At 42.8% G+C, this 20,061-nt stretch carries 19 protein-coding genes and 1 pseudogene; 11 read left to right on the plus strand and 9 right to left on the minus strand.

Features of this window, described 5'->3' with window-relative positions; all coding sequences use genetic code 11:
- Nucleotides 1–41: 41 nt before the first annotated feature.
- A complete protein-coding gene (locus NST39_RS04020; RefSeq protein ID WP_341027216.1) occupies nt 42–773 on the plus strand; it encodes a MurR/RpiR family transcriptional regulator in 732 nt (243 codons plus the stop codon).
- 17 nt (nt 774–790) lie between these two features.
- On the opposite strand, the gene NST39_RS04025 is transcribed toward NST39_RS04020, so the two are convergent.
- Nucleotides 791–1,990, minus strand: coding sequence for an MFS transporter (locus NST39_RS04025; protein ID WP_113768248.1), 1,200 nt, complete (start codon nt 1,988–1,990; stop codon nt 791–793).
- 145 nt (nt 1,991–2,135) lie between these two features.
- Between NST39_RS04025 and NST39_RS04030 the strand changes: the two genes are divergently transcribed.
- The gene (locus NST39_RS04030; RefSeq protein WP_065099175.1) at nt 2,136–2,615 is read left to right on the plus strand and encodes an aminoacyl-tRNA deacylase; all 480 of its coding nucleotides are present in this window, start codon (nt 2,136–2,138) and stop codon (nt 2,613–2,615) included.
- 32 nt (nt 2,616–2,647) lie between these two features.
- On the opposite strand, the gene NST39_RS04035 is transcribed toward NST39_RS04030, so the two are convergent.
- Nucleotides 2,648–3,556: a LysR family transcriptional regulator gene (locus NST39_RS04035; protein WP_065099176.1), complete on the minus strand. Its 909-nt coding sequence runs from the start codon at nt 3,554–3,556 to the stop codon at nt 2,648–2,650.
- Nucleotides 3,557–3,658: 102 nt separating this feature from the next.
- On the opposite strand from NST39_RS04035, the gene NST39_RS04040 reads away from it, so the two are divergent.
- Nucleotides 3,659–4,858 (plus strand): MFS transporter, encoded by a 1,200-nt coding sequence (locus tag NST39_RS04040; protein ID WP_341027217.1) that lies wholly within the window; start codon nt 3,659–3,661, stop codon nt 4,856–4,858.
- Between the two features lie 64 nt (nt 4,859–4,922).
- Here NST39_RS04040 and NST39_RS04045 read toward each other — a convergent pair whose 3' ends face one another.
- Together NST39_RS04045 and NST39_RS04050 are read right to left on the minus strand one after the other, a co-directional pair.
- A complete protein-coding gene (locus NST39_RS04045; RefSeq protein WP_113768251.1) occupies nt 4,923–6,002 on the minus strand; it encodes a DUF3900 domain-containing protein in 1,080 nt (359 codons plus the stop codon).
- Between the two features lie 198 nt (nt 6,003–6,200).
- The gene (locus NST39_RS04050; RefSeq protein WP_080773021.1) at nt 6,201–6,350 is read right to left on the minus strand and encodes a DUF1540 domain-containing protein; all 150 of its coding nucleotides are present in this window, start codon (nt 6,348–6,350) and stop codon (nt 6,201–6,203) included.
- 356 nt (nt 6,351–6,706) lie between these two features.
- Between NST39_RS04050 and rfbF the strand changes: the two genes are divergently transcribed.
- From rfbF to NST39_RS04075, 5 genes are read left to right on the plus strand one after another with little or no spacing between them, the layout of a single operon-like run.
- Entirely contained in the window at nt 6,707–7,471 is a 765-nt protein-coding gene (gene rfbF / locus NST39_RS04055; RefSeq protein ID WP_185107520.1) for a glucose-1-phosphate cytidylyltransferase, read from the plus strand.
- Between the two features lie 4 nt (nt 7,472–7,475).
- The gene (locus NST39_RS04060) at nt 7,476–8,447 is read left to right on the plus strand and encodes a GDP-mannose 4,6-dehydratase (protein ID WP_041816148.1); all 972 of its coding nucleotides are present in this window, start codon (nt 7,476–7,478) and stop codon (nt 8,445–8,447) included.
- Between the two features lie 12 nt (nt 8,448–8,459).
- The gene (locus tag NST39_RS04065) at nt 8,460–9,371 is read left to right on the plus strand and encodes a putative nucleotide-diphospho-sugar transferase (RefSeq protein WP_113768253.1); all 912 of its coding nucleotides are present in this window, start codon (nt 8,460–8,462) and stop codon (nt 9,369–9,371) included.
- The gene (locus NST39_RS04070) at nt 9,368–10,558 is read left to right on the plus strand and encodes a glycosyltransferase family 2 protein (RefSeq protein ID WP_341027218.1); all 1,191 of its coding nucleotides are present in this window, start codon (nt 9,368–9,370) and stop codon (nt 10,556–10,558) included. The genes NST39_RS04065 and NST39_RS04070 overlap by 4 nt, the downstream gene beginning before the upstream one ends.
- On the plus strand, nt 10,559–11,488 hold the full coding sequence (locus NST39_RS04075; protein WP_217012815.1) for a putative nucleotide-diphospho-sugar transferase: 930 nt from the start codon (nt 10,559–10,561) through the stop codon (nt 11,486–11,488).
- Between the two features lie 35 nt (nt 11,489–11,523).
- On the opposite strand, the gene NST39_RS04080 is transcribed toward NST39_RS04075, so the two are convergent.
- Nucleotides 11,524–12,762 (minus strand): MFS transporter, encoded by a 1,239-nt coding sequence (locus tag NST39_RS04080; protein WP_106066702.1) that lies wholly within the window; start codon nt 12,760–12,762, stop codon nt 11,524–11,526.
- A 134-nt stretch (nt 12,763–12,896) separates the two neighbouring features.
- Nucleotides 12,897–14,936 carry a penicillin-binding protein PBP4(5) gene (gene pbp4 / locus NST39_RS04085; protein ID WP_341027220.1) on the minus strand — a complete coding sequence of 680 codons (2,040 nt, stop codon included), beginning with the start codon at nt 14,934–14,936 and terminating at the stop codon, nt 12,897–12,899.
- A 260-nt stretch (nt 14,937–15,196) separates the two neighbouring features.
- On the opposite strand from pbp4, the gene NST39_RS04090 reads away from it, so the two are divergent.
- A complete protein-coding gene (locus NST39_RS04090; RefSeq protein WP_341027221.1) occupies nt 15,197–16,612 on the plus strand; it encodes an SLC13 family permease in 1,416 nt (471 codons plus the stop codon).
- A gap of 5 nt (nt 16,613–16,617) precedes the next feature.
- Here NST39_RS04090 and NST39_RS04095 read toward each other — a convergent pair whose 3' ends face one another.
- The gene (locus NST39_RS04095) at nt 16,618–16,806 is read right to left on the minus strand and encodes a hypothetical protein (RefSeq protein ID WP_235355610.1); all 189 of its coding nucleotides are present in this window, start codon (nt 16,804–16,806) and stop codon (nt 16,618–16,620) included.
- A gap of 76 nt (nt 16,807–16,882) precedes the next feature.
- Here NST39_RS04095 and NST39_RS04100 point away from each other — a divergent pair.
- Both NST39_RS04100 and NST39_RS04105 read left to right on the plus strand, forming a co-directional pair.
- Nucleotides 16,883–17,121 (plus strand): annotated as a pseudogene (locus NST39_RS04100) (hypothetical protein).
- Nucleotides 17,122–17,127: 6 nt separating this feature from the next.
- Nucleotides 17,128–17,361 carry a hypothetical protein gene (locus NST39_RS04105; RefSeq protein ID WP_341027222.1) on the plus strand — a complete coding sequence of 78 codons (234 nt, stop codon included), beginning with the start codon at nt 17,128–17,130 and terminating at the stop codon, nt 17,359–17,361.
- Between the two features lie 38 nt (nt 17,362–17,399).
- Here NST39_RS04105 and NST39_RS04110 read toward each other — a convergent pair whose 3' ends face one another.
- Both NST39_RS04110 and NST39_RS04115 read right to left on the minus strand, forming a co-directional pair.
- The gene (locus NST39_RS04110) at nt 17,400–18,791 is read right to left on the minus strand and encodes an amino acid permease (RefSeq protein WP_341027223.1); all 1,392 of its coding nucleotides are present in this window, start codon (nt 18,789–18,791) and stop codon (nt 17,400–17,402) included.
- A gap of 180 nt (nt 18,792–18,971) precedes the next feature.
- Nucleotides 18,972–20,045, minus strand: coding sequence for a tetratricopeptide repeat-containing glycosyltransferase family 2 protein (locus tag NST39_RS04115; protein WP_341027225.1), 1,074 nt, complete (start codon nt 20,043–20,045; stop codon nt 18,972–18,974).
- Between the last annotated feature and the right edge of the window lie 16 nt (nt 20,046–20,061).

The following is a 20,061-nucleotide window of genomic DNA, read 5'->3' on the forward strand; positions in this document are numbered from 1 at the left end:
GAAACACATTGTGACATGTTGTTGGAGAAAGGGGAAGTCAGATGTTTTCAAGTGAGGTTATTTCCAGCTTTAATGAACTAGAAAGCGCTTTATACCGATACATCATGGAAAACAGTGAAAAGGTCGTGTATATGAGAATTCGGGACTTAGCAGATGCTGCCCATATATCCACCTCGTCTGTCCTTCGCTTTTGCCGAAAAGTGAATTGTGAAGGCTTTTCAGAGTTTAAAGTGAAGCTTAAAATGTATTTAGAAGCAGAGCAGACACCTACTTTAAAAAGCACCCAGCACTTTCTATATGAATTTATTGAACGAACACTAAAAGGGGACTTTGAGGGGAAAATTAAAGAGGCAGCAAGGATCATTGCCGAGGCAAAAAATGTGCTGTTTATTGGCACTGGCAGCTCTGGTATTTTGGCGCAGTATGGGGCAAGGTATTTTTCGAGTCTTGAGAAATTTTCATTTTACATCAATGATCCGTTTTTCCCGATGAATATGCAGTATTTAGACAATAGTGTCACCATTGTGCTATCTGTATCAGGGGAGAACAGTATTACAATCGACCATATTTCGAAGTTAAAAAGAGAAGGAAGCAAAATCATTAGTATTACAAACAATCAGCACTGCACGATTTCGCGCATTTCAGATTTAAATATTGCTTATTACGTGACAGACGAACGGGTTCACAGAGCCAATATTACGACACAGACGCCAGTTGTGTATATTTTAGAAGCGATGGCGCGTGATATGTTCGCAATGTTAAAGGAAACGTAAAAGAGCCGCTGCATGAATCAGCCGCTCTTTTTTTCCTGCCTCATAAATGAGAGGATGGCAATCCCGGAACAGATGAGCACAAACAAACCGCCCAGCATATACACAGTCCTCGCTCCGAATGCATCTGCAATCAATCCAACAAAGAAAATAGATAAACCGACAGATACAGAGGAAAGAACGTAATGAGCCGAGTACACCTTTGATAAATCTCGGACGGGCGTTTCCGTTTGAAGAATAGTTTGCTGTGAAACATCACGAATTTGATAAGCAGGCCCCATCAAAATACAAAGCAGCAAAGCAAGCCACGGCAGGCTGTTCAGTGAGTAGACAATGGTCAGCACTGCATAAATGAATGAACCAGCTGCCATAAAGAGAAGAAGCTGCTTTTGAATGAACCGGCTTATCCACGCAGCCAAGAGCCCGCCTAGAATGGCGCCGGTATAATAAGCGGAATTGATAAACCCCCACCAATCCTCACTTTCGTTTAAATCTTGTGTGACAAAGGCAAGCGTAATCGCCCCGATCCACACAGCGCCTGCTATATTTTCACACACATCCATAAAGGTCAGGGTGCGAATTGTTTTGTTTGTCCAAATGATCGTCCAGCCATCCTTGAAACTGTTCATCTTATTTGCTTTTCGAACGGTGTCTCCTTGCTTAAGAAGAGGAAATACAGGGATGAAAAACAAATAAGACAACACAATCATCAAACAAGTGATCCACATTAAATAAAAGGGACCAATGAACAGGACGAGCATTCCAGTAAACGAATAGCCGGCAATTTGAACCGTTTGTTGAAAAATGGAGGCTGTACTGTTCGCTTTCACAAGCTGATTCTCTGGCACAAGCATCGGCATGATGGCCTGTAATAAAGGACTAATGAACCCGCCTGTGATGGAAATGAGAATAAGCGCACCAAACAGCCAAACTATATGCTGCTGAAAGAAATGAAATTGGGCTGTAAACACGATGAGCAACCCGAGACGTAAAAGCGGGGCCCATTTCAACAGCCGGCCCGCTTGAAAGTAATCTGCCAAAACAGGAGAGATGAGCCCGGCTAATAGCTGGCATAGTGTTCTTATTAGCGGAAATAAAGCCGCATACGCAACAGATTGTGTATCTTGATAGATCACAAATGTGATCGTCATCACAAATAGAATATCACTTAGCATGAGAAGGCTTTTACTGCCTGTATAGTACCAAAACTTGTTTCCCATATCCAACCGGCTCCTTTTCAAAAACAAGTTCAGTATAGCATGGTGAAGAAGGACCCAGAGGCTTTTCAGTGAAAAATACATCTTAAGGATGAGAGGATTGTGATAAGCTAAATGAAAGACATCGTAAGGAAAGGGGTTCAAATCAATGAAAGTACTACCAGCACATGAATTCTTGAATCAGCACAGTATCCCATATGAGATCAAAACATTCTCTTCCGAAACAGAGAAGGGAGCCGCAAATGTAGCAGCAGCCCTTGGTTTTTGTGAGAGACAAATGATTAAGACATTGATTTTTGAAACAGGGGAAGGGGAGCAGTTGCTTGTGATGGTTGGCGCTGACCAGCATATTAAGTCAGGAAAACTAAAGAAAGCGGCTGGCTCTCGTAATATTAAAATGGCATCACCAGAGAAGGTTCTAGAAGTGACAGGCTACCGAATTGGCTCAATACCGCCGTTTTGCTGGCAGCCAGAAGGCTTCCGCACCATTATCGAAGCTTCACTATTAGAGGAAGAAATATTAGGCGTTGGCGCAGGTGAATGGGGAAATGAAATCCTCATCACACCAGAACAATTAGTGAAAGCCTCAAAGGCTGTACCGTATGACATCGTGCAGCCAGCAGAATAGAAAAAGTGCCTGTTTCTCATGCAGGCACTTTTTTAATTTGCAGCAGGCTCCTTAAATGGACCGATCCCTTTCATCTGCAGGAAGGCATCCACGGTTCTATTTTCTTCAAGGTCATTCGCCCGTTTGCAGATCACAACAGGTCTGACGATTTCTATGCCCTCGATATATATACGACCAATCTCTTTCCGCTTGAGACTACCTTGAACCGCATCACGGGGAACAAGCGTGATCCCATAGCCAGCTTTGATCATTTGAATTGCTTCATGAACACCGCTGAATTGTAAATCAACAGTCGGTTTTTTAATTCCTTTCGAGGTGAAAAGGGAAAAGAGCTTATCTCTTGTAGAGCTGCCTTCTTCACGCATCAAAAAAGGCTCCAGACTCAGGCGCTCTAGCGGAACGGTTTTTCCGTTCAACGGATGGTCTGCTGGCACAATAAAATCATAGCTTAAATTCGTCAAATGAGAGGTAACGATCTCCTCATGATGCAAATCTTCAATTACAGCGATGGCGACATCTGATTCATATTGAAGCAGGCTGTCTATCACTTGAGCGGAGTTTCCGCTTTTTAATTCGATTTCTGTCTGTGGTGATGACGTTTTAAAAGCAGCCAGCCAATCTGGCAGTAAAAAGTTGAGTGGTACGTAGGTAGAAGCGATGCGGAGGCGCCCCTTCTTCCCGTTTTGTAATAGCGTGATCTGATATTCTACTTCCTTTTCAGCCTCAAACACTTGCCGGGCATAAGGATACAGCATCTTTCCCATTTCTGTGAGCGCAATGCCTCGACCGTTTCGTTTAAAAAGGCGAATCCCGATCTCTCGTTCAATGCTTCTAAGCTGGGCCGTCACAGCTGGCTGTGTTAAAGATAATGCATCTGCAGTTTGTGTGACGCTTTTTGTCTCTGCGACCTTTGCAAAAATTCGAAGGGCATGTAAATTCAACTTTGCACCACCTATCAATTATTTTGATAAATTAATCAAAAACATTCATTAGATTTATTATAAGGCATCCCTTATCGTAAAGGTAGCGAAGGGGGAAGAAAAATGGATCGTCGTCAAAAGCAAGTTGTGTCAATATCGCTTATCACAGCATTTGCACTTATTGGGGATTCAATGCTCTATATTGTTCTCCCGATCTATTGGAAAGAGATTGGTTTATCATCCATTTGGGAGGTCGGGTTACTGCTGTCTATCAACCGATTCATACGTATCCCGCTAGCACCTGTCGTATGGTGGCTCTATCGCTATATCCCAATGAAGACAGGTGTATTGATGGCGATTTTGATCGCGTCAGTGACCACGATATTATATGGGATGAGCGGTTTTTGGCTGCTATTGATCTGCCGCTGCGCATGGGGCCTCGCTTGGACGTTACTCCGTATGAGCGGGATGAGGGTTTTGGCTGAAATGGACGAAGGCTCACAAGGACATTTGACGGGTCTTTATAATGGACTTTACCGGCTTGGGAGTTTATTTGGCATGTTATTTGGAGGAATCTTTGCCAGCTTGATCGGCTTCCAGTCCATGACGCTTGTCTTTGGTTTACTCACATTGATGGGGGGCATTTTTTATGTATCGTTGGATGAAATTGAAAAGAGAGAAGGCAGCAAGGTGTATCATGGCATCAAACAGAAGTGGTTTACACGAGATGTGGTAAAAGTACTGATAACAGGCATGCTGATCGCACTGATCATCCAAGGTTTATTCGCATCCACGCTGAGTCATGTCATTGAAGCAAAGATCGATCAGGATGAATTGACTCTGTTTGGCTTTGTCATCGGAGCTTCGGCTTTAAGCGGTGTTATTCAAGCACTCAGGTGGGGATGGGAACCATTTCTCGCACCGAGAACAGGCAAATGGTTTGATCGGCTTGTGATGAAGGAACGAATGCTATGCTGGATGTTTCTTTCATTTGGAGGGCTCAGTTTTCTTGGGGTCATGCTGAAGGTAAGCGGCTGGTTCCTTGTGATGCTGCTTTTGATTCAGCTGCTGGCAACGATTGTAACAACGTTCACCGATACACTTGCCTTTCAAAAAGCCTCTGCTCAAACAGATAAGAACCGCTTTCTCGCCAGCTATTCTTTTGTTCAAGATATGGGGGCTGCTTTAGGACCTTTGTGCGGGTATACATTGATTCAGTTTTTCGGAACAAACAGCGTCTTTTGGCTGATGCTCGTCATAAGCTTAATGCTTGTCAGCATGTGGGTAAGAGGCGGGCAGCATGTTTCTTCTAGTGCAGTGTAAAAAATAAAGCGCTATATAAAAAAACTGCCTCATGTAGCTGAGCGCAGGAGGCAGTCATATTCTCTTATTCTAAGTCTGAATCGTAGGCTTTTTGCGTGAGGTGGCTGACAACCTCTTTTAATCCATTTGGTTTATGGAATTCAACAGGTGTGCTTCCTTTTTCGAAGACGATTTGGTCTGCTTCAACGAGCACGACATATCGATTGTTGACCTTCGCAATATGGATCGAGTGGCCAAAGTCCGCTAGAAGCCCTTTGATTTCTGTTTCACCTAGACGCATTTTCATTGTGATATCAGGGGTTTGTTCCACAATGTGAGAAGCTGCTAGTGTGACTTGTTCTGTATCGAGTGTTTCTCTAATTTCTCGCTTTTCACTCGCTTCCCATATTTCAAGGTCCTCTTCAAATTGCTTTAATTCTTCACTTTCATCCTGTAATGTTTCAAATACTTGTTCCTGCACCATATTCATGACCTGTGATTTCATGATTTCAGGCATAGATTCTCCGTATTCGACGAATTTCAGAAAGTCCTCAAAATAACGAGCATGTGAGGATTGGTGAATTTTCACTTCAGCTTCCTCTGTCATGCCCTCTTCTGGCATAAAAGGGTATTGAATTGATTTCATGTTTTTAGTTGTAATCGCCATTTCTACTTTTTTGATCAAGGTAGATGTATCAGCGATAGAAGCGACTTTCTGTTCAAAATCGCATTTCATAATAAAGACAAAGGAGTCATCAAAGTACTTTTTAGGAACGGCAGACGCAACTAAAAAAACGCCGCCTCTGACAGCACTTGTATCTAAATACGTGCGCACAAACTGTTCACTGCATTCATTAAATACTTCTTTTGTATCGGCAAATCTCGTCTGATGAAATAAATTGTAGTTTGGATTTGAATCGAGTTCATGACCGGGTTCGACAATGAATCGGCCAATTTTGGTCGGTACTTGTTCAGATTTAGGGTGTCTGTCCACTTTTCGTTTGACGATTTTTTTTAGTTCACCATCTAAAAAGTCCTTCAGCTCACTTTGTTCAAATTCCTCTTGATCTAATGTTTGATAATGCTTGAACCGTTTATTTGCTTGTTCATCTTTGCCTTCGATTTCCACGACAAAGAATGATAGAAAACGTATCGTAAAATCCATTGATTGGTCACCACTTTTTCTTCTTCGGATATGTTGAGTATAGAAAAAGGAGTGAAAATCGTCAACGAATGGAGAAATATCGTGTCATTATTTCCCGAGAAATGTTTATGGAAAAACACTTGATAATAATTATCATTCTTGATAGAATGATAAAAGAAAAGAAGGAACCTGCCAGTTCCTTCACCTCAGAAAAATCACTTATTTTGTTTCAAATGTTTCGCAATCAGTTTCAGCATTGCGAGTCACATCAGCCATTGTGTTTTTACCAATTTTAATGGTAGAAGCCGTACAGCTGTTATCAGCCCAAAAACGGCAAGAGTTCACTTCACAAAGTACGTTTTGTGCCATGGGAATTCACCTCCGTGATTCATATTGAGAATGAAGCAAGCTGCCACTTGAATTCATTCCATCTAGTAGTCTCTTGATAAAAAGAGGCTGTTTGTGCTGTTGATGCACATGTTTATCATACCATCTACCCTGATAATATACAATTTAAACTTTGAAAGAGCGAGAATACAAATCTCGCTCTTTTTTTATTTGTAAAAATAGTTAAATGCTAGGTGGCACCCTCTCTCATTTCGACATATGAATAGAGTAGATTCAAAACCTGATGTCGGACAAAGTATGAGGGTACATGTACTGATTTTCCGCATAAAGATAAGGTTTTCAATCAAAAATTTTTCATAGAGAGATGAGGGGAGAAGATGAAAGCAGTCATTCTCTGCGGAGGAAAGGGAACGAGAATGAGTGAGGTCACACAAGCGCTTCCTAAACCACTTGCTATGATCGGAGATCGGCCTATTCTATGGCATATTATGAAAATCTATCAGTATTACGGAGTAGATGAGTTTATCTTATTGCTTGGATATAAAGGAGAGAAGATCAAAGAGTATTTCCTGAACTACGACTGGCGGCATCACAGCATGAAGCTGGATATGGCAACAGGGGAAATAAAGCTTTTAGGAAAGTCAGAGAACTGGAAAATCACCTTTTTAGATACGGGCGAGAATACGATGACAGGCGGACGGTTAAAGCAGGCACAGGACTACATTGGGGATGAGACATTCATGATGACGTATGGTGATGGACTTGCCAATGTCAATATGTTTCATCTGCTGAAGCGTCATCAGGAGCTTGGGGCAGCTGCGACTGTCACAGGAATTGAAAAGAAGTCACAGTACGGGACGTTGAAGGTATATAACGGGATGGCACAATCCTTCTCTGAGAAGACAGACAGTATCGGGATGATCAATGGAGGATTTTTTGTGTTGTCTCCAAAGGTATTTGACTATTTGACAGACGATGATCAATGCGTATTTGAAGCGGAGCCTCTTCAAAATTTGGCGAATGATGGAGAGCTTGCGGTTTATGAGCACCACGGATTTTGGACAGCGATCGATACGTATAAGAACCTGAAGGAAATCAATGGCATGTGGATAAATGGAAAACAACCATGGAAGGTTTGGTGACGGCATGAGCGGATTTTGGAATGGGAAAAACGTGTTTGTGACTGGATGTACAGGACTATTAGGAAGCTATCTCGTCAAGGAATTGATTGATCAAGGTGCAAACGTAACTGGACTTGTGCGTGATCAGGTGCCAAGGTCGAATTTATATCAAGGCAGTCAATTTGAAAAGATGAATGTGGTGCAAGGTGCATTGGAGGATATGCAAACGATTGAACGTGCGTTAGGAGAATACGAAATTGATACTGTCTTCCATTTGGCGGCGCAGGCCATTGTTGGGGTTGCAAATAGACACCCTGTTTCTACATTTGAAGCCAATATTTTAGGGACATGGAATGTACTCGAGGCTTGCAGAAGACAGCCTCTAATCAAACGAGTCATCGTGGCATCAAGTGACAAAGCATACGGCGATCAGGAGCAGCTTCCATACGATGAAGACATGCCGCTAAATGGGAAACATCCGTATGATGTATCAAAGAGCTGTGCAGATTTAATTTCTCACACGTATTACAACACATATGGTCTTCCAGTTTGTATTACGCGCTGCGGCAATTTATACGGGGGCGGGGATTTAAACTTCAACAGAATCATTCCGCAAACCATCCAGCTTGTGCTAGAAGGAGAAGCGCCTGAAATTAGAAGTGATGGTACTTTTATTCGTGATTATTTCTACATTGAAGATGCGGTTAAGGCTTATTTGCTGCTAGCTGAGAAAATGGAGGAAAAAGGGCTCGCCGGAGAAGCATTTAACTTTAGTAATGAAATTCAGCTGACGGTTCTTGAGCTCGTGGATAAGATTTTAAAGGCGATGGGCAGTGAACTGAAGCCTCGTATTTTAAACCAAGGAACGCATGAGATAAAGCATCAATATTTGTCGGCAGAAAAGGCGAGAAAGCTGCTTGATTGGAAGCCAGACTACTCGATTGATGAAGGTTTAGAGAAGACGATTGAATGGTACCGCGAATTCTTTCAAAAATAGAGGTGTAAGTAGATGAACAGCATATATTGTACGGTTCTATCAAGTGGAAGACTTTATCAAGCCATTGCGTTTTTCTTGTCATTGAAGCAAGTAGAAGATGATGCTGTCATCAAGACGTTATGTATGGATGATGCTGCATTTGACCTGCTTCATCAAATGAATTTTCCTCATGTTGATCTTGTTCATGTACGGGTGCTCGAAACGCCAGAGCTGCTGGAGAAAAAAGAGGAACGGGATGCCTCGGAATATTGCTGGACATTAAAGCCGATTTGGATTGAGTGGTTATTTGAACAGGAGCAGGCAGAGGGAGTAACCTATCTTGATGCGGATTTATTTTTTTATGAGAGCCCGCAAGTGATTTTTCAACATCAGCCGGATGCCTCTGTTTTACTCTCGAGAGGGGATATTGTGATTCCGAGCTTTGATCCTGAGGAAGTGAAGATGCTTCAGAAGCTTTTAGGTCGCTATAACTCTGGCTTCCTGCATTTTAAAGGAGATAAAGCCGGACGAAAATGCCTCAGCTGGTGGAAAGAAGAATGCTTGAAGGAATGCAAAAATGCACCGGGCGAAGGCAAGTTTGGCGATCAAGGATATCTCGATCATATGCCGAAGCTGTTTGAAAAAGTGGAGGATATTCAAACAAAAGGCGTGAATATTGGTCATTGGAACTATGGGCAGCATTCCTATCGGGAAGAAAATGGACGGATTTTGCTGGAGGATGGGCATCCGCTCATTTGCTATCATTTCAGCGGCTTTCGCATCGTGAGCAAGGATGAAATGCAGCAAATTCATGAAAAGGGGAGAGATGATCTGCCGTTTTTCCAAGAAGCCTATCGAAACGTGCTGCGCCATGTGATTGAATCTGTTGAGCAGGTCGATCCGCTGTTTAACGGCTATGCCAAATTGGAGGAGGATGACGCATGAATGAGAAACCAAAGGTAAGCGTCATTATTCCGAGCTATAATGCCAAAGAGCGTTTAGAAGGGAGTCTTTTTTCCTTAACGCTTCAGGATACGGATATTCCGTTTGAGGTCATTGTCGCCGATAATGGGTCAACGGACGGCACGATGGAAATGCTTGAGAACATTGAGGTGAATTTTCCGTTTAAAAAGGTACGTATTCCTGTCAATCAAGGGATTGCCAAGGGTCGCAATCATGCCATTCGCGAGGCGGAGGGGGACCTGCTGATATTCCATGACAGCGATATGCTGGCAGAGCCGCAATTTATTCAAAAGCATGCGGAGGCACATGCTGATCATGAGGACCTTGTCATTTGCGGTGTATGCTGGAAGCGGATTTATCGTTATTTTTACGAAGCATTTGATCAGGATCATATCAAGCGGTTGAAAAAGAAAGGCTTGTATAAGCGGAAAATGAAAGATAAAACGCCTCTTTTATCAATGAAGGAAGTTGAAAATGGTGCATTTCTAGAGAAAAGCTTCGATTTGCAGTCTGAGTTTATTGCTATCCTCAAAGACATTTTGCGCACGTACAACTATGATTTAGGCTCTTATGAGCTGCCGTGGCGATTTTTTATTACGAATAACTCCTCTGTCAAACGCAAGCATGTCATCACGCTCGGGATGTTTGATGAACAGATCGTTCGGTACGGGTTTGAGGATTATGATTTAGGAATTCGTCTGCATCAGCTGGGTCTCTCCTTTGAATTGCGAGAGGATATCATGAGCGTGCATCAGGAGCATCCAAGTAATTTAACGTCATTTGATGACATCAAATATAACATTTTGTATATGTGCGAGAAGTACAACAATATTGATGCCATTGATGTCCATTTGGCTTTCTCTGGTCCATTTTCTCACACCGTCACAAATGACATTGTAAAAGAAGTCCGGCAGCTGCGTGATAATCCGGTATTCGATGGTCTGCTCTCTTATTTTTTAGAGCTGCTTCATTTGATCACAGAGCGGAATGTGGGCGTCAAACGCGATAATAAAGATCAGCTAACAGCTAGACATGTCCCTTTGAAAAAGCTGGCAGAGGCAGCGCAGCTTGCACGGCAGGAATATGGCTGCACAGTGGTTGTAGAAGCCATTCAAGGGCTGACGAAAGAGCTATTACGCGTTGATTTGTTCCAAGTGGATGTGTTGTAGATGGCGTCTTATCATTTTACAACCATTGTGTCGAATACCCATGTTTTTAAGCTTTTGGCGCTGATTCATTCGCTTGAACAAACCGCTCATTCATTCAAGCTGTCTGTTCTATGTGCAGACCCTTTGGCTTACAAGGTGTTAAGTGAATTTCCTCATCCGCATGTTCAATATGAACAGCTTGAAAATATTGAAGATGAGACGCTGCGAAAGGCAAAGGATGATCGGACGTTCCATGAGTATTGCTGGACGTTAAAGCCCGTTTTTTTGCTCAAAATCCTTGAGTCTTCAAAAGCGGATTATCTCGCCCATTTGGATACGGATTTGTATTTTTATCATGATCCAGAGGCGATATTTGCAGAGAATCCACTCGCTCATTTATTTTTGACGGATCATATGAATTCCGAGCGGTTCTATCACTTTTATGAGTTGTCTGGCCGCTTTAATACCGGATTTGTCGGCTGCCGCAACACAGACGTTGCCAAACGGGCGGTCACACAATGGAAGGAAAACTGTCTTGCACACTGTACAGTCGAAATGGATACAAAAAATAAGACGTATGGAGATCAGCGGTATGTTGAAAGATGGGTCGATGATTTTGAAGGGGTTCATGTGGTGACATCTAAAGGAGCCAATGCCGCGATTTGGAATATTGAAAACTACAAGCTTTCAGTTGTGAAAGGGGAAATGTATCTCGACGAATGTCCACTCTTGTTCTATCATTTTTCTGCCTTTACGATCATTGATGAGAATACCTTTAATCTGAATTGGTATTACTATATGACAGAACAAAGGCTTGTGGATCATTTATATATTCCATATGCCGATTTGGTTCATCAAAAAATCAAACAGGTGCAAAAAGTCTTTCCAGAATTCCAGCAAGGGTTTATTGCAAAGAAGCATGTACCTGATACGCATTTTTATGAGATATGAAAAAACCGCTCAATCACTGAGCGGTTTTCTCCTTTTTATGATTCATTCCATTTGGAGATGGTTTGATCGCTAGGTAGTAAGAAGGCCAGGATACCTAATATCGGTAAAAAGGCGACTCCGATCATAGTAGGCGTTAAACCGAAGGCATCAATGAATGAGCCTAGAGCGACCGATCCGATGGCACCCATACCAAACGCAAGCCCAACCGTTAAACCAGACATTGTGCCAATTTTCCCGGGAAATAGTTCTTGAGCATAAACGACTGTGACAGAGAAGCTTGACGTCAGAATGACCCCAATCAGTCCAAGTAAAACATAGGCAAAAACAGGTCCGGCAAATGGCAGCAGCAAGGCAAGTGGAAAGGATGCCAATAAGGAAATTAAAATCACGGTTTTCTTACCAAAGCGGTCTGCAAGCGGCCCGCCTAAAAATGTCCCAATTGCACCTAGAATGAGAAATAAGAAAATATAAGTCTGTGATTCTTTAATCGTCAATCCATATTGTTCAATCGCATAAAACGCATAGAAATTTGATATCGCATTTCCATACCAAGAGCGGGCAAAGATGAGAAAGACGATAATGCCAAGTGCTGTGAGTGCTGACTTACGGTGAAGTTCAGATCTTGCAGCTTTTGCTGGAGCTTTTTTCGCTTGAGCTCGAATGGTTTGAAGTCTTCCTGCGTACCATCTTGAAATATAAAGAAGGAAACCGACAGCAATCATTCCAACAATCGTAAACCAAGCCACGCCTGGCTGACCGAGAGGGACGAGCATGAATGCAGCGATCAGCGGAGCAAAGGCTTGACCTGTATTTCCGCCTACTTGATAGATGGACTGTGCAAGTCCTCGTCTTGGACCAGCTGCCATGTTGGCAACGCGGGAGCCCTCTGGATGAAAAATGGCAGAGCCGAGTCCGATAAAGACAACGCAAAGCAAAATGGTGGCAAAGGAAGGCGCAAACGCAAGCCCGAATATACCGACAGCACTAGAAAATAAAGCAATTGGGAGTGCATAAGGCATCGGCCTTTTATCTGTGTACCACCCAATAGCGGGTTGCATCACGGAGGAGACCATATTTAATGTAAAGGCAATTAGCCCTAATTGTGTAAAGGTCAGCCCCATTGAGCGTTCTAAAATAGGGAACATCGCAGGAATAACGGCTTGCAAAGTGTCATTGAGCATATGACAAATGCCAATAATCAATAAAATGGGATAAATCGTTGATCCAGTGACAGAATTTTGAGGTTTATCCTTTGTACGAGCAGCAATAGCCAATGAGACTTCCTCCTTTCATTCAACTGTTTTCAATTTTGCATTCTTCTCATTTTATTCATAAGGTGAACTATAAAACAATAGCAAATTGTCATGATTTAGAAAAAAGAGACACAAGCGTTTGTGTCTCTAAACGGTTATTGATAAAAAGTTGCGATGACAGGCTTCATTTTTTGAATGACGAGTCCACTACCGCCGCGGTTTTTTACATCTTCAATCATGCCGACGAGGACGTAATCTTCTTTTTTAGGATTAAATGCAAGTAAAAATCCATTTTCAGAACCGTCTGTTGCCCCTTGTTTGCTCTTTAGCTCTGCCGTTCCTGTTTTAGCGGCAATATCAGCTCCTTCAATTTGTAAGGAGTGAGCTGTACCGTTTGGACTCGTCACGACCTGAGTGAGCGCGTCTTTCACTGTATTTGCCGAGTCTTCTTTGATGATTTGTTTTGGTGATGCTGTTTTCTCGTCTTGAACGACTCGAGGATAGACAAGCTTGCCTCCTGTTGCAAATGGAGAATAGGCATGTACTTGTTCAATCGGTGACATGAGTAATTCGCCTTGGCCATATGCCGAGTCAGCAAGTAAGATGTCCGATTGAATGCCGTCGTTCGATACTTGCGCTGGTTTCATTGTAAATGGCATGTGCAAATCTTCGCCAAATCCAAATGCTTTTACTTTTTTCTCATAGGTGTCTTTGCCAATTTCCAGAGCTTCCTGTCCAAAGTAAATATTATCTGAGTACACGAGGGCATCAACCATATTTACGTTTTCTTTATCGTGAACCCGTGTAATTCGATAATTACCCCAAGATTGATCTTTTTGCCATTTTAGTCCATGGATGGTGCGTACTTTATTAGGCTTTGTGACACCTGTTTCCAGCCCGATGGCTGCTGTAATGGTTTTGAATGTAGACCCTGGTGCATACCGGCTCGCATACCGGGCTTGGAATGGGAGATCTGGGTTTTCACTGTATGCCTGATATTGCTTAGGTGTGATCCCGTTTGTCATAAGATTGACATCATAGGAAGGGGCGCTGACAAGCGCTAATAGATCCCCCGATGATGGATTCATGATGGTGACAGCCCCTTTTTCACCTTTCAGCTGTTCATAGGCTTTTTTCTGTAAAGAGGCATCAATGGTCAGCTTCACTGTTTTTCCATCTTGTCGATCTGATTTTTGCAATGTTTCTTCAATGCCTGTTTCATCATGGACGATCAAAATGCTTCCGCCATCTTGTCCGCGCAAGTTTTGGTCAAATGTGAATTCAAGTCCGGTTTTGCCAATGATTTGATCTGCCTTTAATGCCGGATTTCTTTTGATATCATCTGCATTTGCTTTTCCGACATAGCCGGTGAGATGGGCGGCGGCTTCGTTATAAGGATAGTAGCGCATTTCCTTCGATTGATAGGTGACGCCTTTTACATCCTTTGGAATCGGCTTTTGCTCTAACATCGATTTGAGCGGGACAAACGTGTCGTCTGTGACCCATGCTTGTTTCAGCTGATTGTCGATTAGTTCTTCATCTATATCAAATGCCTTGCTGATTTTTTTGATATTGCGTTCTTTTTCTTCCCCTGTGCCAAGCTTTCCTGGGATGATGCCAAGTGCGCTTCCACCAGTTGTTTCTGCCAGCGTACGCCCTTTTCGGTCGACGATGTTTCCACGGACAGCAGGGTCTGATTTGACCTTGATGGTATCTCCCTTCTCCATTTGTGGGAAGATGAGGTTTGGCTTCCAGTCCACTTTCCACTTGTCATCTTGTTCTGAGAGAACGCCTTTGTAAGAAAGCTTGTGCAGCTTGCCAAATGACGTTTTCATTGTTACATCATAGGAAAATTGATACCCATTTCCTTTGTCCTGTTTTTCGACGTTGAGCTTTGATATGTTCAGATCATAAGCACCAATTCCGTTGAAGATATTGTCATATTTTTCGGCTAGTTGTTTTTTTGAGAAGTCATTGGCTTTCAAAGACGCACTTGTTACCTCATCAGCCAGCTTTGTAAAGTCTTTCTTCTCCATTTGTTTTGTAAAGGATTGAGCCGCTTTTAAAGCTTCTTTTTCTTTTGACAAAAGAGAATCTTTTAAGAAAAAGAAAGCAGCAGCAACTACGATGATACTAAGAATGGGGATCATGACTTTTTTCTGTTTCCAAAATGATTTTCGTTGATCTGTATACAATGAAAACACCTCAATTTTTGATTAGATCTTCTATATTTTACAGTGATTGCACATGATTTGTATAGTTTCTCCTATGAAAATAGACCAATGTATCATGTCATGGTTTTGGGAATGGGACGAAAATGATAGATGGTTTCTATGAAAGATATCTTCATTTTTTCTTATGATTTAAAGGATTTCTTAAGAGATCATCGAATGTGGAAAAATAGAAAAATATACAAGCGCTTTCAATAGGGGGGATTGTTATCGTTTATAAAAAGGTGAATGTGATTGGACTTGTTCTTGGACCGGCACTCTTCTTGCTCGTTCTTTTTCTCATACCTGAAAATGAATTGACCTATGCTGCGAGGGTAGTCTTGGGCATTACCGCTTGGACGGCTACATGGTGGGTGACAGAAGCACTGCCCATCCCTGCAACATCTTTATTGCCCATCATCCTACTGCCGACACTTGGAGGGCTTTCTATGGAACAGACATCAAGGGCTTATGGAGATCCGATCGTTTTTATGTACATGGGAGGATTTATGATCGCAATTGCCATTGAAAAATGGAATCTGCATAGAAGAATGGCCTTACACATTTTAAGGGTGATTGGCACACGAAGTGACCGCATTGTCTTAGGTGTCATGATCGCGACTGCTTTTTTATCTATGTGGATTTCAAATGCAGCGACAGCACTGATGATGCTGCCAGTGGCACTTGCAGTCATTAAAGAGGTCAAGGCCAATGACATCTTAGCTGGTCCATCTCTTGAGCGATTCAGTAAAAGCATTTTATTGTCGGTTGCGTATTCAGCGTCAATTGGTGGTCTAGCAACACTTGTCGGCTCTGTGCCAAATGCGGTGTTTGCTGCCATGTCAAAAAAACTGCTAGATCGGGAGATTATGTTTTTCGAATGGTTTTTATTTGGGTTTCCAGTTGCGATCGTTCTGCTCATTCTCTTATTTCTGTATTTAACAAAGATACAGTTCAAAGTAGAGCATACAGGGGACATGAGTGTCGCGTTCATTCGAAAAGATTTAGAGGATTTAGGGAAAATGAAACAAGAGGAAAAATGGGTGTTTGTTGTTTTTCTTATGACGGCGTTTTTGTGGATTTTTAAGCTCTTTTTGTTTGGAGGGATCACCGTATCTGATACATCTATCGCCATTTTCGGTGCCATGCTGTTATTTCTCATTCCAGCAAGAAATGGAGAGAGAATATTAGAATGGCAGGATATGAAACAGCTACCGTGGGGGCTGTTGCTTTTGTTTGGAGGTGGGCTGTCGCTAGCTACGGGCTTTGCAGAAACCAATCTAACAGGATGGATCGGGGAAAATCTACAGCATTTAAATGGGCTTTCGTATATCATGCTATTGATCATTTTAACGGGAGCGATTTTGTTTATGACTGAAATTATGTCAAATACAGCTGTTGCCAATATGATTATTCCGATTACGGTTGGGCTTGGGCTTGCGATTGGCATCGAGCCCTATGGGTTAATGGCTGCGGCTGCTTTGGCTTCCTCATGTGCGTTTATGCTGCCGATTTCCACGCCGCCAAATGCCGCTGTTTTTAGTGCGGACGTGCTGAAAATATCTGATATGGTCAGGGCAGGCTTTTGGTTAAATATCATGAGTATTGTGGTGATTGTCCTTGCGGTGTATTTCTGGCTCCCGATTGTGCTTAAAAGCTGAGCGCATTAAGAAGAGGAAGGCTTTGATCGAATCGAGACTGTCGGTGTTTTTGTTTCTTTTGGCTTCGGTGGTGGTGTTGATTTTTTGATGTGAGTGTCCTTTGGCGTGTAATAGGTTGCCCCAATATTGAGCCTGCCTTGAAGCTGGTCAATGGAAAGCTCCCCAAACTCTAAATGGTAATCAATTTTGTCCACATGCAGGGATTCAATATGAATGTGTGTATCCTCTGAGACAGGAGAAGCTGGTGCGGACATTTTTTGCTCGAGAGCGATGAGTCTTTTTTCCAGCTCGATGACAGAGGGGGATAGACTGGAAAATGCATCGGCGGTGAATGTCGGACAAAATTTGTTGGCAGAGTGGCAAAACTCAGATAAAAAAATCAGGGGTACGGACAAAATTTTGGAGATGCCAGCGGTTTTGTCGGGACAAAAAGCCATGTAGATGATCGAGATCAAGTAGACTCACCTGCCTCTTTTTCACCAGCAGCTAAACCCATTCAAAGGAAGTGACGTGTGATGTTATTCTCACCCTCAGTCGTCAATGTCGGTGCTTTTAAAATCAATGCAATGGATCGGGGTGCATCACTGACGCTAGGTCCTTATCAGCAGATCGATTATTTTCTCTCAATGAAATTGAACCAAGGATTTGGAGAGGACAATGGAGATTGTTCACCGCTTGTCATTCCGATTTCCAGCGTGTTAGATCCAGATATGGTGGACTCACATTCAGCCAAAAACAGCGTGATTTAAGCAAAAAAAAAGAGACCGGGAAACCCCGTGTCTCTTTTCTAATGTGTTTCATTCAGATGACTTTTTCGTCTTGCATAGGTGAAATAAACAATGACACCAATAGCCACCCAGATCAGGAAGGCTCTCCATGTCACCCATGAAAGGGTCGTTGCGAGTGTGATACAAATGACCGCACTGATAATCGGAAGAACAGGCACGAAAGGCACTTTAAACGCTGCTTTGACATTCGGGTGTTTTTTCCGTAAAACGATGACGGCAATTGAAATCACTGTAAAGGCTGCAAGTGTACCGATGCTGACTAAATTCGCGAGCGTCGATAAGTTCACAAAACCTACGATACATGCTGCGACAGCACCTGTCAGCCATGTGTTGGCAACGGGTGTTTGCGATTTTGGATGAACCTTTGAGAAAATCTTTGGCATGAGTCCATCGCGGCTCATCGCAAAGGTTAGGCGTACCTGCGCATAGACCAAGGCAATTAAAACCGTTGTGATCCCAATAATGGCACCGGCTGATATGATACCTGCCACACTATGAAGGCCCACGACTTGAAGAGCAAATGCGACAGGGTCACTGACATTCAGTTTCGTATAGTGAACCATGCCGGTTAAGACAAAGGACACACCGATGTATAAAACGGTACAAACACCGAGTGCTCCAATAATACCAATCGGCATCGCCTTTTGCGGATTTTTGACCTCTTCAGATGCATTGGCGATCGCATCAAATCCAAGATAAGCAAAAAAGACTGTTGCCGCTCCTGCGATCACGCCTTCAAAGCCCATCGGCATAAAAGGTGTCCAGTTTTCAGGTTTGACGTACGCAAAGCCTGAGATGATAAAGAGAAGGACGATGGCAATTTTAATCAGCACAATGATGTTATTCAGTTTCGTGCTTTCTTTGACGCCTCTTGAGACGATAAAGGTGATGAGCAAAATAATGAGTGCGCCTGGAAGGTTAAAGACGGCCCCATCAGCGGCTCCAGGTGCAGCTGATAATGCCTTCGGTATGTGCAGACCGAATCCACTGAGCAGTGATTGAAAATAGGACGACCATCCGCTTGCTACAGCAGAGAGCGCAATGACATATTCAAGCATGAGATCCCAGCCCATTAAGAAGGCGAGAAATTCCCCCAGTGTGGCGTAGGAATACGTATAGACGCTGCCTGACACAGGAATGGACGAGGAGAATTCAGCGTAGCAAAAAGCAGCAAGGGCGCATGCGATCGCAGCTAAAATAAAAGATATAATAATCGCAGGTCCCGCATCTTTTGCCGCAGCAACCCCCGTAATCACAAAGATACCAGTCCCGACCACGCAGCCAATGCCAAGCAAGATTAAATCAAACGTATTTAACGATCGGCTGAGCCGCTTCGTTTGACTTTCAAGCATGAGCTGGTCGAGAGACTTTTTTCGAAATAAAGAACTCATGTTGACCTCCTAATGGATAAATCTTTTCGTAAGACGAGTGTTAGTATATGCTTAAATGACAATTTAGTCAATTGGTTGGAGAACGCTTTAAATCACTAAAGTGTTAAACGACACAATCGAATTTGTGCACAAAAAGAGACATCCGCCAAGAGATGGAAGGCGGATGTGGTGACATATAGTCTACGTCTGTTTAGTAAATATTTTTTCATTATACAGTACACTTGGATGAGTGGGGTAATGCGCGGCGGATGCATGGTGATGGGTTTTGGCTTTCTCCAGATCGCCGAGCTGATAATAACAATAGCAAAGCTGAAGGTGAGGATACCACGTTTTATACTGTGTGAGTGTGAAGGCTGTTTCGATTTCAGGAGCCTTCAGCGCCTGCTCATACCAAAAGATCGCTGCTTGATGTTTATTTTGAATTTTTAGATGATCCCCGATTCGGCAGCAAAATTCTGGACGAGGCTGATCATATAAGAAAGAACGTAATAATGAGGATAAAGCCGCTTCCTCGAAACCGACTGCATAATAGCAGTCAGCTAAATTTTGGCATGTGCGAATTTCATCCTCAATCCAGCATTGTTTTGTCGCTAAAAATTCATGATAAAAGCGAATCGCTCTGACATGCTGCCTGTTATCTCTTAATTCATTGGCAAAATAAAAGAGATCGCGGGGCGTCATTTCTTCGCCTTTTGCCAGCATGTCTTCATAGATGCGCAGGTTGCGCCCGGGTTCACCAGCGGTCGTTTTCTTGCTCTTTTGATGTGTGACAGCTATATCAACTGGTAAGATATTTCCATACACCTGAAGAAACTCATGAACGGCCCCGTACCACTGAAAGTTCAAGGCACGCTTCACAAGGCGATTTCTTCTATATTTAAAATTCACCCGACCGTCTTGATCAAATCCCACATGATAAAACATTGAGACGGCATCTACCGAAGGATCAAGCGTCTCTTTGAGCTGAAGAAATTTTTGACGATCTTCTTCTAGCAGAACATCGTCTGCATCAAGCCATAAAATATACTCTTTCGTTGCACGTGAGAAAGCGAAATTACGGGCTTTGGCAAAATGCTGAACCCATTCGAAATCAAGTACCTTGGCTGAAAAGGAGTGAGCAATCTCCTTCGTACGATCTGTTGATCCTGTATCAACGATGATTATCTCATCTGCAATGTCTTGGACAGAGGAAAGGCAGTCCGCTAACACCTCCTCTTCATTTTTCACGATCATACATAAGCTAATGGTTACCATCTTTAGATCACCTCTT

Origin of the sequence: Bacillus sp. FSL W8-0645, assembly GCF_038007905.1 — a bacterium.
GTDB classification, from domain to species: Bacteria; Bacillota; Bacilli; order Bacillales; family Bacillaceae; genus Bacillus; species Bacillus pumilus.